The sequence below is a fragment of the Rhodoferax sp. genome (genome assembly GCF_034520025.1).
Taxonomy (GTDB): domain Bacteria; phylum Pseudomonadota; class Gammaproteobacteria; order Burkholderiales; family Burkholderiaceae_C; genus Allorhodoferax.
Map to the genome: position 1 here is coordinate 147,617 of NZ_JAXHNZ010000002.1, position 12,998 is coordinate 160,614.

Here is a 12,998-nt window from a genome sequence, read left to right on the forward strand (position 1 = left end):
GATGCCCTGCCGGCTATCGAATCCATAGCCAAAAACGATGCAGCCCGAGGGCTGCGGGCCTTTTCTTATCCAACGACCCATCCGGCTATGGCCCTGTGGTGCGCGCCTGAGACGGGCTTGTTGGACCGCCTCGCCATCTGGATGCAGGCCTGTAGCGCCCACCCTGGCCGCACGCTGGTCTTACTGCCTTATGCCCAGCTCTTGCCGCTCGCGCGGCGCTTGTGGTCTGACCGTTATCCCCAAGGCTTCTCGCCCCGGTTTGAGACCACATCGAACTGGCTGGCCTCTTTGGGCGTGGCAGAGCTGCAAGCCACCGACATCAGCCACGACACGGCGCTCGACAGCCTGACCGCCCAGCAGCTCTTGGTCCACAGCGGCATGGCCGACCGCGCGTCTTTGGCGGGCTTGCTGGCCCAGACCGCCCAGCAGCTAGCCCCTTGGGCGGCAGCTGCGGGTCCGCAAGGTCGATCGGCGTGGGCGGCCGGTGCCCGCAGTGCGGTCGGGATCGGTATGGAGTCCCAGGCCGTGGCCTGGGAGGCACAGGTCATGCGGGTGGCGGTGGAGTGGGCCGCAGTGTCGGCCTATCCCACCGACGCACTGTTCGCCCCGGATGTTCTGGAGCCATGGGACGCGGTGGCTTGGGTGCAAGGTATTTCAGCCGACCCATTGGCGGCCGCCTTGCAGGCACATTGGGGCGACAAAGCGCAGCTCTTCCGGCTGGACGAATCGATCCACGACGAAGCGGCTCAAGGTAGCGCGATACCGCAGGCCGACAGCCTGTGGCAGCTGCATGCCTGTGCCGATGCAGAAGACGAGGCCCAGCGCGCCGCGGCGTGTGCAGTGGCTCACGTGCTCGCCGATCGCTACCCCGTTGCCCTGGTGTCGTCTGACCGGGCCTTGACCCGCCGCATGCGCGCCATGCTGGAGGCAGCTGGCATTGCCATGCGCGATGAAAACGGTTGGAAGCTCTCCACCAGTCTGGCTGGTGCTGGGCTGATGGCTTTATTGCGCGCAGCGGCCTGGAATGCAAGCACGGACGAGGTGCTGAACGCTTTCAAGCTGGCCCCTGCCTTTGCCCCAGAGATGCCGGCGCTGGAGCAGGTGCTGCGCCGCGCCCAGATCCGCGACTGGCGGCACGCGGTGAACTGCTTGCAGGTGCAAAAAGTACCTGCATTGCAGGGCTTGTGCAGCCGTATCGAAGCGGTGCGCAGTACCTTGTCGGGCAGTCGCTCATTGCCGGCATGGCTGGCCGCACTGCAGGCAGCGCTCCACGCCACCGACGCGTGGAACGCGTTGCAAGCCGATGAAGCCGGCGCCGTCATGCTGGCCGCCCTTCGCTTGCTACCTGCGGAGCCGCAGGCGTGGGCTGATTATTTGGATGCCGCCTTGTGGGCCGGCAACCGCTTGAATGCCAGCGACTTCACGGCCTGGGTAAATCAGGTTCTGGAGTCGCAAAGTTTTCAGCCGGCCTACCCGGACGAAGAGCAGGTCGTCATTCTCCCGATGAGCCAGATGCTGGCGCGCCCGTTTGCTGCCGTTGTGTTGGCTGGTTGCGACGAGGTGCGCTTGAACCCTTCCCCCGAACCGCCCGGGGTCTGGACGCCTGCTCAGCGCGAGGCTTTGGGCTTACCCTCCCGCGCAGTGCTGGAAGCCCGGCTGCGCGCCGCCTGGTGGCAGGCTTTGCGGGCGCCGGTGTGTGATGTGCTCTGGCGCACCAGTGACGACGCCGGCGAGCACATGGCACCCAGCGCGCTGGTGCAGTGCCTTTCATGGGCCGGCGAGGGGGCAGCCCGGACTGCCAGCGACCCCCGGCTCGACCAGCGGATCGCCTTGGCCCCCTTGTCGCCGCCGCAGCCCCAGGGGCAAGCGCTGCCCTTGAAGCAGCTGTCTGCTAGCGCCTATGAGGACATGCGCACCTGCCCTTACCGGTTTTTCGCGTTGCGCCAATTAGGTTTGAGTTCGGTTGATGAGCTGGAGGCCGAGGTGGACAAGCGCGACTTCGGCGTCTGGCTGCACGCGGTGTTGGCGGTCTTCCACGCCGAATTGCAGGCTGCTCCTACCGAGGATGTTGCGCAGCGCAGCGCACTGCTGCAGTCGGCCGCAGATGCGGTGACCACATCGATGGACCTCCCAGACGGCGAGTTCTTGCCCTTTGCGGCCGCTTGGCCTGCCGTGCGCGATGGCTACCTCGTCTGGTTGCGCAAACACGAGGGCCAAGGCTGGGCGTTTGCAAGTGGTGAGACCTCGCACACCCAGGCCGTGGGGCCGGTCACCCTGGCGGGGCGTATCGACCGCACCGATACCCGGCCGGAGGGCGCTATCTGCGTGTTGGACTACAAAACCGAACCTTTGGGGAAAACCAGGGAGCGGGTGAAGAACCCGATGGAGGACACACAAATCGCCTTCTACGCTGCCCTGTTGCCGCATGACACGGTGCATGCGGCCTACATCAATATCGGCGAGCGCGAGGGTACGCAGCCCCAAGTACAGACCCATATTGTGGAAGCGCGAGATGCCTTGATCGAAGGTATTGCCCATGACATGCAGCGGGTGGCCGAGGGCCATGCGCTCCCCGCCTTGGGCGATGGCCCGGCCTGTGACTATTGCCAGGCACGGGGCCTCTGCCGCAAATTTTTTTGGAGTCCCTTATGACGGCGCGGATGGATGCAGCCTACGAAATCAACGGCCGCCACGTCGACCGGGCTGACTTTTATGCAGTGGCCTGCGACCCGCGACGCAGCGTGGCTGTCGAGGCCTGTGCCGGTGCCGGCAAGACCTGGATGCTCGTGTCGCGCATGGTGCGTGCCTTGTTGGATGGGGCCGCCCCGCACGAGATTCTGGCGATCACCTTTACTAAAAAAGCGGCCGGTGAAATGCGCGAGCGATTGCAGGAGTGGCTGCGCGACTTCGCGCAGGCCGACGATGCCACCTTGCGCCGCGAGCTGCAGCTGCGCGGCGTCCGCACCGAGATCACCGAGGCCCAGCTCCAGACCCTGCGTGGCCTGCACGCTGCGCTGCTGACCACCGGCCGGCCGGTGCAGGTGCGCACCTTCCACAGCTGGTTCGCTGCTTTGTTACGCAGCGCCCCTCTGGGCTTGTTGCACCAGCTGGGCTTGCCCACCACCTACGAGCTGCTGGAAAACGATGCCAAAGCCATTGCCCAGGTGTGGCGCCGGTTTCACACGCGGATTGCGCAAGATCCGGCAGCGCGCGCCGACTATCTCGAGGCCGTAGCCGTCTACGGCAGGCACGGCACCCTGAAGGCCTTGGAGGCCGCCATCCACAAGCGCACCGAGTTTGCGCTGGCGGACGCGCAGGGCGTGATCGATGCGTCGGTAGCGCATTTCACGGTGCAGCTCCCGGCCATGGCCGCGTGGGCGCACCCCGATGACCGGCTCCAGAGCGAGCCGGTGCAGGCCTTGCTTTGGGCCAGCGCCAAAGCCTTGGGCGGGAGTACGCTCAAAACCTGTGTGGAAGCCGGTGTGGTGCTGGAGCAGGCACTCAGCGCTGCAGATACCGCGGGCATCTACAAGGCCCTGTTTACCGAGAGCGGGAGCCCACGAAGGCTCAGCGAGAAAGTGGTGGGCATCGCCACGGTGCGCGAGGCCCAGGCCCTGCTGGCCGACACCCGGGCTGCGCTGGAGCAGCATCAGGCCTGGCTGCACCAGCAGCGCATGGCCCGCCTCAGCCGCGGGCTGCTGCAAGACTATGCGGCGCTCAAGCGCGAGCGCGGCTGGATTGATATGGCCGACCTCGAGCAAACCGCCTTGCGCTTGCTCTCTGATGAGGCCGTGTCCGGTTGGGTGCAAGAGCGGCTCGATGCGCGCATCAAACACCTGCTGATTGACGAGTTTCAAGACACCAACCCCTTGCAGTGGCAGGCCCTGTTTGCCTGGCTGGAGGGCTATGGCGGCAACGGCGCCAAGCCTGGGGTGTTTGTAGTGGGGGACCCTAAGCAAAGCATTTACCGCTTCCGGCGTGCCGAGCCGCAGGTGTTTGAAGCGGCCAAGAATTTTGTCCGCGACGGCTTGCAAGGCGATGTGCTCAGCTGTGACCACACCCGCCGCAATGCGCAGGCCATCATCCAGCTGGTCAACACCGCCATGCTGGGGGCCCAGGCGGCGGGCGAGTTCAGTGACTACCGGACCCACACCTCCGAGTCTGCGGACACTGGCGCAGTGCTCAAGCTGCCGCGCATTGCGCGGGCCGCCAAGACAGCAGAGGGCGAGGAGGATGCGTCCAGCGAATGGCGAGACAGCCTCAGCACCCCACGCCACGAGGCCGAAGACACCATCAAAACCCTGGAGTGCCGGCAGGCCGCAGCCTGGTTGGCAGGGCAGTTGGTGGCGCAAGGGGGGCCTTGGCGGCCGCAAGACATCATGGTGCTGGCGCGTCGCCGCGAGCGCCTGGGGCTGATGCAGCAAGAGCTGGCCGCTTTGGGCATTCCCGCCCAGCAACCGGAAAAAAATGAACTCGGCGACATGCCCGAGGTGCAAGACCTGGTGGCGCTGTTGGATGTGTTGGTATCGCCTGCCCATGACTTGTCGTTGGCGCGGGTGCTCAAGTCCCCGGTGTTCGGAGCGACCGATGCTGATCTGGTAACACTGGCCCTAGCGCATCGCCGCGCCCGCAGCGAAGCCCGCGCCACGGACCCCGAGGCGGCGGCCCCTGCTTGGCTGGCCGTGCTGTGCCAGTCACCGACGCCTTGGCCCGCAGACAGTCTGCTCGCCGCCGCAGCCGTGCAGTTGCAACGGTGGCAAAGCCGCGTGCTCACCCAACCGGTGCACGATGCGCTGAGTGCCATCTTTGAGGAAGGCAGCGTGCTGGCCCGCTACGCGGCTGCCAGCCCGCCGGTCCTGCGCGAGAGTGTGCTGGCCAATGTGCGAGCGCTGCTCAACGCGGCGCTGCAAGTCGATGGCGGGCGCTACACCACCGCTTACAGCCTGGTGCGGGCCTTGCGGCAAGATGGAAACAAAGCGCCGGTCCGTGCCGACGCTGCTGCCGTGCGCTTGCTCACCATCCATGGCGCCAAAGGGCTGGAGGCCCCACTGGTGCTGATGCTCGACACTGATGCCGAAAGCGCCCGCCCCGAGAGCATGGGCATCCTGGTCGACTGGCCCGGTGAAGACGCCTACCCGCGCAAGCTGGTGTTTATGGCCAGCGAGTCGCGCCCGCCTGCGTGCGCAGCCGCGACGCTGGCCATCGAGCAAGCCGCCCGGCAGCGCGAAGAACTCAATGCGCTGTATGTGGCGCTGACCCGTACCCGCCAGACCCTGGTGCTCTCCAGTGTGGAGCCCCACCGTGAGCGCGAAGGCAGTTGGTGGAAGCGCCTCGAGGCCTTGTCCACGGCCTGCACCCTGCCCGAGCCGGGTGTGGCCGCTGCGCTGCCAGGCGAAACTGGAGAGGAGTGCGCGCAGCCCAAGGAGGTCTTGCTGAAAGTAGTTCCGTCGCTGGGTTTTCAGCGAAATATGCCTGTAGCGCCCGCTAATAGTGCGCGACCAGCTATACATTTGGTAGCAAAACCAGCGGCAGAGGTGACTGACTCTTTCGAATCCCGGGTCGGCCAGGCTATGCACCGGCTGCTGGAGTGGGTGCCGTTGCAAGACGGTCCCCAGCGTTCGGAGTCGCTGTGGTCTGCTGCCCAACGCGCCCAGGTCGCGCGCGCTTTTGGGCTGGGCCCGGATGATGTAGCCCGCGCCGAGCGCATGGCGCAAGGCATACTCACAGGCGAAGCTGCTTGGGCGTGGCAACGGCCGTCGGTGGTGTGGCACGCCAACGAAGTGGCGCTGGCACACGCCGGGCGCACCTTGCGGCTGGACCGGCTGGTGCAACACCGGGCGACCCAGGCGTGGTGGGTGCTGGACTTCAAGTCCACCGCCACGCCACAAGACCAGCCCGATCTGTGCGATCAGCTGCGCGAGTACCGCACCGCACTGCAGCTGATCCAGCCAGGCAGCCAGGTGCACATTGCCTTTTTGACGCCGCAAGGCCGACTCATTGAACTTTTTGATTGACTACTTTGACTGAACTGAATTCTTCCGCCGCTCCTGTTACTGCTCTGCCTCCCTTGACGGTGGATGTGGCCATCATCGGCGGTGGGCCGGCCGGCCTGATGGCTGCGCAGGTGCTGTGCGATGCCGGCGTTGCCGCCCATGTGTTTGACGCCATGCCCTCGGTGGGCCGCAAGTTCCTGCTGGCGGGCAAAGGGGGGCTGAACCTGACCCACTCCGAGGGGGCAGATACCTTTGCCGGCCGCTATGGAGCGCGCCGCAGCGCCATTGAATCTTTGCTAGCCGGACTGGATGCCAGCGGCTTGCGCGCCTGGGCCGAGTTGCTGGGGGTAGAGACATTTGTAGGCAGCTCCGGCCGGGTGTTTCCGGTGGACATGAAAGCGGCGCCCTTGCTGCGGGCTTGGTTGCACCGGCTGCGCCACCCGGCAGAGGGCCGCGGGGTGCAGTTCCATATGCGCCACCGCTGGACAGGTTGGGCCGATGCAGCAGCAGGCCAGGCCACCTCTGCGCTGGTGTTTGAGACGCCGTCTGGGCAGCGCTTGGTGCACGCCCGTGCCGTGGTGCTGGCCTTGGGCGGCGGCAGCTGGGCGCGGCTGGGTTCCAACGGAGCCTGGGTGCCCTTGTTGGCCGCTAAGGGTGTGGCGGTTGCGCCGTTGCTGCCCGCCAACTGCGGCTTTGATGTGCAAGGCGGTTGGACCCCGTTTTTCAGCGATAAGTTTGCTGGCCAGCCGTTCAAGTCGGTAGCCATTTCGGTCCACCATGCGAACGGTGTCGCGTTTCAGCGCAAGGGCGAGTTTGTCGCCACTGCTACTGGCGTGGAAGGCAGCTTGATCTACGCTGCCTCGGCTTTGCTCCGCGACGAGATATTGCGCACCGGCAGTGCCACGATCCATCTCGATCTGTTGCCCGATATGTCTGCCGAAAAGGTGTTGACTGAGGTGCGCCACCCGCGTGGCACCCGCTCCCTGAGCAGCCACCTGAAAAGCCGCTTGCACCTGGAAGGCATCAAGGCCGCCATGCTGTACGAGCGTCTGGGCAAAGAGGCGGTCAACGATCCTGTGCAACTGGCGGCTGCCATCAAAGCGCTGCCGATTACCCTGCAGGCAGCACGCCCCATCGACGAGGCCATCAGCACCGCCGGTGGTGTGTTGTTTGAGGTGCTGACACCGCAGCTGATGCTGGAGCAACTCCCCGGCGTGTTCTGCGCTGGCGAAATGCTGGACTGGGAGGCCCCCACCGGCGGCTATCTGTTGCAAGCCTGCTTTGCCAGCGGCAAGGCAGCGGGGCAGGGCGTGGTGGACTACCTGCGTTCAGCATAAAAAGTGCCGCTGGCGCCCGATTTACGAGCGCTGGTAGCTCCTGATTTGATAGCGATTTGCGCGGTGTCTGTGGCTGGGGCTCAGACCGCGTCAATGGCCTCGGTCTTGCGCAGTCGCGGTGACGCGGCCCGCACACAGTTGCGGCCGCTGTGCTTGGCCTCGTAGAGCGCGCGGTCCGCATCGCCCACGAATTGAGAGGGCGTGAACAGCATGTCGGGGACTGCACTGGCGACGCCAAAGCTGGCGGTGAAGCGCAGGGTGCGGCCTTCAAACGGTACCTCCAACGCCGCAATATCTGCCCTGAAATCTTCGGCCAGCTCTAGCGCGTCGCCCAGGGTGCTGTTGATCAGTAGCACCACGAATTCTTCGCCGCCGTAGCGGGCCAGCAAATCGCCGGCGCGCTGCACCTGTTGCCGCATAAGCCGCGCCAGCGCCTGTAAGCAGGCGTCACCGGCGGGGTGGCCATAGGTGTCGTTGATGGCTTTGAAGTGGTCAATGTCCAGCAGAACCAAGGCCAGTGGTTGCTTCAGGCGGCTGGCGCGCTTGTGCTCGGTGACCAGAGATTGGTCGAAAAACGCCCGGTTGCCAACCTGGGTCAGGCTGTCTGTCATGGAGAGGCGCTGCAGTTGCTCGTTGGCCAGGCGTAGTTGGTCGAGGGTCAGGTTCAGCTCGGTGGTGCGCTCGCGTACCCGCTCTTCCAGCGCACGGTTTGCGTCGGCTGTGGCATCCAGCAAGGCTTGCTGCGAGGCACGGGCTTTTTTGGCATGCGCGAGCGCTGCGCCTTGGGCATCGATGCGCAAGCTGCGGTCGGTGTTAATCCGGTCGGCCAGGGTGAGTGACAGCAGCAGCACCAGCATCAAGATGCCGATTTGCGACGCGTTGCCGATGAGAAAGTGACTCGGCAGCCAGCCGAATTTACTGATGGTCAGCACGCTAACGCCCACAAAAAGTGCGGTCCACGACATGCAATAAAAGCGGGCGAATCGTGCGCCCAGCCACCAGCGCCAGTAGCCGATTGAGAGTGCAGCTACGGACACCACCAGGATGAAACCCGACGTGATCCGGATCACCCAGCTGTAGGGCAGCACAAATGCGCTCAATATCAGGCCTACGCTGGTCCAGGCCATGCCCATCATGACCCGATGGGCAGTCGGCGAGAAGCGCTCCAACTTCAAAAAGCTCACGGCAAACAGGCTGGCCGACAAGCAAGCACTCGCAATGGCCACCGGAACTGCCACGCTGTTCCAGCGAATCGCTTCGGGCCACACATAGGCAAATGCATAGCCATTGAGCGTGCCCCAAAACACTAGGTAGCTGGCCACAAAGAAGATGTAGTGCAGGTAGCTCCGGTCCCGGGTGGAAAGATAAACAAACAAGTTGTAAACAATCATCACCACCAACATGCCGAACACGGCGCCCGACATCAGGTTGGTACGGGCCGATGCTTCATAAAATGCGGCCGGCTGCCAAAGGCGCAACGGGGCTTCCACCGTGCCGCTGGAGGCGATCCGCAGCACCACGAGGTTGCGCCCGGGCTCCAAGTTCAGCGGCATCACAAAGTTTTGGTGCTGGACCGCCCGTTGCGCATAAGGCTGCTCATCGCCCAGCGCATAGCGGGTGACCATGCGGCCCTCCAACAGGTGAAACAACCGCACATCATCCAGAAATGGGCGTGGCAGTTCCAGAACGCGGGCCATGGGTTTGGCCGTCTGGTTGTCCAGTACCAAGCGGAACCAGTACGCGTGATTGGTAAAGCCGAAGTTCGGGTTGGTGCGGGCCACCGGCATCCAAGGCTGGCCTTCTGCCATGGCTTGCTCGAGTTGGAGCTGGCGGCTGTCATCCAGCAGATAGGCCACATTCGCGCCGATGTCCACGGAGGTCGGGCTGTCGGCAGTGAGGGTAATAACAGGGAGCGTGGCAGAAACGCCGGCAGGTTGGGCACCTGCAGACCCGCTCAGTACAACACAAAGGGCCAGGGCCCATCGCAGGAAACCCAAAACCATGGTGGCGTGGCCGACTGAGTTTAAGAAAGGGGAGTTGACGAGCCTGACCCCGGCACTGGCTCCACAGTTAGGGCTGCTTGGTTCCCCACCTGACCCGGTTGGCCGCTTCACCATGCGGGAAGGCCCGTCAACCACTATTGTAACCCTGCCGAGACCTTAGAATCCTCGCATGTCTTATCTCGTGCTCGCCCGCAAGTACCGCCCCCGCTTTTTTCAAGAAATGGTAGGGCAGGACCACGTGGTGCAGGCCTTGACCAATGCACTGACGACGCAGCGTCTGCATCACGCGTATTTGTTTACCGGCACGCGTGGTGTGGGCAAAACTACCGTTTCCCGCATTCTGGCCAAATCCTTGAATTGCCAAGGTGCAGACGGGCAGGGCGGTATCACGGCGACCCCGTGTGGCGTGTGCCAAGCATGTACCGATATTGATAGCGGCCGCTTTGTGGACTACACCGAGCTCGACGCGGCGTCCAATCGTGGCGTCGATGAAGTGCAGGCCTTGCTGGAGCAAGCGGTTTACAAACCGGTGCAAGGGCGCTTCAAGGTCTTCATGATCGACGAAGTGCACATGCTCACCAACACCGCGTTCAACGCGATGCTGAAAACGCTCGAAGAGCCGCCCGAATACCTCAAGTTTGTATTGGCCACGACCGACCCACAAAAAGTGCCGGTGACCGTGTTGTCGCGCTGTCTGCAGTTCAACCTGCGCCCCATGGCGCCGGAAACCATCCGCGAGCACTTGACCAAAGTGCTGGATGTCGAGCAAGTGCACTCCGAAACCCAGGCCCTGCGCTTGTTGGCCCGCGCGGCGCGCGGCTCCATGCGTGATGCTCTGAGTCTCACCGACCAAGCGATTGCATTCGGCTCCGGCCAGTTGCAAGAGGCTGCGGTGCGCCAGATGTTGGGCAGCGTGGGCCGCTCGTACGTCTTCCGCCTGATTGAGGCGCTGGCAGCGGGTGACGGTAAAACGGTGGTCGACACCTGCGAAACCCTGCGGATGAATGGATTGAGCGCGGCATCTACCCTGGAGGAAATGTCCTCGGTGCTGCAGCGGATGGCGGTGGCACAAGCCACCGGGCACTCCGGCCTGGACGATAGCGATCCGGAGGCTGCAGAAACTGCCCGTCTGTCCCAAGCAATGCCGGCGGACGAGACTCAGTTGCTCTACAGCATGTGCCTGCACGGCCGTGCTGACCTGGGCTTGGCCCCCGATGAATACGCGGCGTTGACGATGGTCTTGCTCCGTTTGTTGGCCTTCAAGCCCGCGGCTGAAAAAAAAACTCTAGCGATTCCTGAGCGCCCGGCTGCGACAGTGCCTGCAGCCGCAGCTGTAGTGGCATCCGTAGTGTCTTCGGTACCTGCCGTCTCGGTAGCACCGGTGCCTGCTGCTGTGGCGCCTGCAGCATCCCCGGCTGCTGAATTACCGCCTGGCCGACCCGTAACTTCTCTTCCAAGCAAGGTGGTTGTCCAGCCTTGGGAGGATGCGCCGGTACCGGCTCATTTGCCTGCATTGGAGCCTGCGGAGGCGGCTCCAGCCTCTGCAGCTCCCGCAGCAACGCCCCCAGTGATTCCCCCGGGGCAGGTGCTCGCGGTGCGTGACAGCAGCCCCGTATCTGCGACAGCCGATTCCCCGGATCACGAAGACATCGTGGACATAGACCCCGCGGAGGACGATGCCTATGAGGCACCGTGGGTCGATGATGTCGACGAAGATTATGAGCAAAATAGGCCTCTGGCCCCCTTGAATAGTGCGCCGGTAGCTACAAAAATTGTAGCAATACCTGTGCAGGAGATACAAGAAAGCTCTCTGGATGAGCCGCCGGCCGCGGTCGGCTTTGAGCCGACCGAAGAGGGTGATTTCTGGCATCAGACGGTGCAGCACTTGATTGCGACGGAGGCGATCACCGCGATGGTGCGGGTCCTGGCTTTGCAGTCGCAACTGATCGCGCGTGACACCGACCAGTGGCACCTCCGGCTCGAGCGGGAGTCTTTGAACCAGGCCAGCACCCGGGAGCGTTTGACCCAGGCCTTGCACACCGCCGGCTACCCGGTGCAACTTGCAATCGAGGTCGGCCGCGTCGTGGATAGCCCCGCGCGGCGCAACGCGGTGGCCACGGCGGAAAAGCAACAGGCCGCAGAGCAGATAATCCTGCAGGAACCATTTGTACAGGCCATGATGCGCGACTTCGGCGCCAAGATTGTGCCCGGCTCTATCAAGCCGCTGTAAGCGGCCTCCCTATTTTTAATCCCACTCTTTTTAAGGAAAACCATGTTCAACAAAGGACAACTCGCGGGCCTGATGAAACAAGCCCAGACCATGCAAGACAACATGAAAAAGGCCCAGGACGAGTTGGGCAATATCGAGGTGACCGGCGAGTCCGGAGCTGGGCTGGTCAAGGTCACCATGACTTGCAAGCATGACGTGAAGCGCATCGCGATTGACCCCAGCTTGCTGGCGGACGACAAAGACATGCTCGAAGACCTGGTGGCTGCCGCCTTCAATGCCGCAGTGCGGAAGGCGGAAGAAACGTCCGCTGAAAAAATGGGCAAGATCACGGCCAGCATGCCCGGTTTGCCCGGCGGCATGAAATTCCCGTTCTGATCACCGGCTCCGCACCGCATGTCTGATCTGAACGCCCTCGACACCTTGATCCAGGCCCTGCGCGGCTTGCCGGGCGTGGGCGTGAAGTCAGCGCAGCGCATGGCTTTCCACTTGTTGCAGCACGACCGGCCTGCAGCGCAGTTTCTCTCCAGGGCCTTGAAAGAGGCAGCGGACGCGGTGCACCACTGCGAGCGGTGCCATACCTTCACGCAAGATGCAGTGTGCGCCACCTGTCTCGACGAACGCCGCGACCGCACGCAGCTCTGCGTGGTGGAAACGCCTGCAGACCAGAGTGCGATGGAGCGCACCGGCGCCTACAAAGGGCTGTACTTTGTGCTGATGGGCAAGCTCAGCCCCCTGGATGGCGTAGGGCCCAACGACTTGGGTTTTAAAAAGCTTTTTGACCGTGCTTGTGATGGCTTGGTGCAAGAGGTGATCTTGGCGACCAACTTCACCGCGGAGGGGGAGGCTACCGCCTATGTGATCGCCGAAGGACTCAAGGCTCGCGGCTTGCGCCCGACTCGGCTGGCACGCGGTGTACCGGTGGGTAGTGAGCTGGAATATGTGGACCTAGGCACCATCGCCCACGCGCTGGTAGACCGACGCTAGTGCATTTTTAAATTCATTTGAAAGACAGTTTGTTCATGCAATTCGCCCACTTCACCGTCGCTTATTGGTGTGTTCTGATTGCGGCGCTTTTGCCCATCGTGTGTGCCGGGATTGCCAAATATGGCCAAATCGGAGTGTCCCGCAGCAAAGGCGGCTACGACAACGTGAATCCCCGCGAGTGGTTGGCGCGCCAGACCGATTGGCGGGCCCGTGCCAACGGCGCCCAGGCGAACAGCTTCGAAGCGCTGCCCTTTTTTATTGGCGCGGTCATCATTGCCCACCAACTCGGCGCTCCGCAAGCCCGATTGGACGTGCTGGCATTTCTGTTCATCGTGCTGCGCTTGCTCTACATCATGATGTACGTGGCCGGCATGGGCAACTTGCGCTCAGCGGTGTGGTTTGCCGCCTTGGCAGTGAACGTCGGTATCTTGTTGGTCGGCTACCGCTAAGC

The 12,998-nt window shown here is 63.4% G+C and carries 8 protein-coding genes and 1 other RNA gene; 7 read left to right on the top strand and 2 right to left on the bottom strand.

Annotated elements, in window-relative coordinates:
* The first annotated feature begins 87 nt into the window (after positions 1–87).
* The 3 genes from U5L73_RS09045 to U5L73_RS09055 are packed head-to-tail and all read left to right on the top strand — an operon-like array spanning position 88 to position 7,330.
* Positions 88–2,652, top strand: coding sequence for a PD-(D/E)XK nuclease family protein (locus U5L73_RS09045; RefSeq protein WP_322562067.1), 2,565 nt, complete (start codon positions 88–90; stop codon positions 2,650–2,652).
* Positions 2,649–6,014: a UvrD-helicase domain-containing protein gene (locus U5L73_RS09050; RefSeq protein WP_322562068.1), complete on the top strand. Its 3,366-nt coding sequence runs from the start codon at positions 2,649–2,651 to the stop codon at positions 6,012–6,014. Before U5L73_RS09045 ends, U5L73_RS09050 begins: the two co-directional genes overlap by 4 nt.
* A gap of 5 nt (positions 6,015–6,019) precedes the next feature.
* Complete coding sequence (locus U5L73_RS09055) at positions 6,020–7,330, top strand: TIGR03862 family flavoprotein (protein WP_322563478.1); 1,311 nt, start codon at positions 6,020–6,022, stop codon at positions 7,328–7,330.
* 80 nt (positions 7,331–7,410) lie between these two features.
* On the opposite strand, the gene U5L73_RS09060 is transcribed toward U5L73_RS09055, so the two are convergent.
* Positions 7,411–9,333 (bottom strand): diguanylate cyclase, encoded by a 1,923-nt coding sequence (locus U5L73_RS09060; protein WP_322562069.1) that lies wholly within the window; start codon positions 9,331–9,333, stop codon positions 7,411–7,413.
* 33 nt (positions 9,334–9,366) lie between these two features.
* Positions 9,367–9,462: signal recognition particle sRNA small type (ffs, locus tag U5L73_RS09065), an RNA gene on the bottom strand.
* A 40-nt stretch (positions 9,463–9,502) separates the two neighbouring features.
* On the opposite strand from ffs, the gene dnaX reads away from it, so the two are divergent.
* Genes dnaX through U5L73_RS09085 form a run of 4 tightly spaced genes read left to right on the top strand, consistent with a single transcriptional unit; the run spans position 9,503 to position 12,996 of the window.
* Positions 9,503–11,563 carry a DNA polymerase III subunit gamma/tau gene (gene dnaX, locus U5L73_RS09070; protein WP_322562070.1) on the top strand — a complete coding sequence of 687 codons (2,061 nt, stop codon included), beginning with the start codon at positions 9,503–9,505 and terminating at the stop codon, positions 11,561–11,563.
* Between the two features lie 42 nt (positions 11,564–11,605).
* Positions 11,606–11,938, top strand: coding sequence for a YbaB/EbfC family nucleoid-associated protein (locus U5L73_RS09075; protein ID WP_313875837.1), 333 nt, complete (start codon positions 11,606–11,608; stop codon positions 11,936–11,938).
* Between the two features lie 18 nt (positions 11,939–11,956).
* On the top strand, positions 11,957–12,547 hold the full coding sequence (gene recR, locus U5L73_RS09080; protein ID WP_322562071.1) for a recombination mediator RecR: 591 nt from the start codon (positions 11,957–11,959) through the stop codon (positions 12,545–12,547).
* A 35-nt stretch (positions 12,548–12,582) separates the two neighbouring features.
* Positions 12,583–12,996 carry an MAPEG family protein gene (locus U5L73_RS09085; RefSeq protein ID WP_322562072.1) on the top strand — a complete coding sequence of 138 codons (414 nt, stop codon included), beginning with the start codon at positions 12,583–12,585 and terminating at the stop codon, positions 12,994–12,996.
* Positions 12,997–12,998 lie beyond the last annotated feature (2 nt).

Coding starts and splice junctions, on each gene's coding strand:
- U5L73_RS09045 (WP_322562067.1), top strand. CDS start 88: ATGGCCCTGTGGTGCGCGCCTGAGACGGGCTTGTTGGACCGCCTCGCC.
- U5L73_RS09050 (WP_322562068.1), top strand. CDS start 2,649: ATGACGGCGCGGATGGATGCAGCCTACGAAATCAACGGCCGCCACGTC.
- U5L73_RS09060 (WP_322562069.1), bottom strand. CDS start 9,333: ATGGTTTTGGGTTTCCTGCGATGGGCCCTGGCCCTTTGTGTTGTACTG.
- dnaX (WP_322562070.1), top strand. CDS start 9,503: ATGTCTTATCTCGTGCTCGCCCGCAAGTACCGCCCCCGCTTTTTTCAA.
- U5L73_RS09075 (WP_313875837.1), top strand. CDS start 11,606: ATGTTCAACAAAGGACAACTCGCGGGCCTGATGAAACAAGCCCAGACC.
- recR (WP_322562071.1), top strand. CDS start 11,957: ATGTCTGATCTGAACGCCCTCGACACCTTGATCCAGGCCCTGCGCGGC.
- U5L73_RS09085 (WP_322562072.1), top strand. CDS start 12,583: ATGCAATTCGCCCACTTCACCGTCGCTTATTGGTGTGTTCTGATTGCG.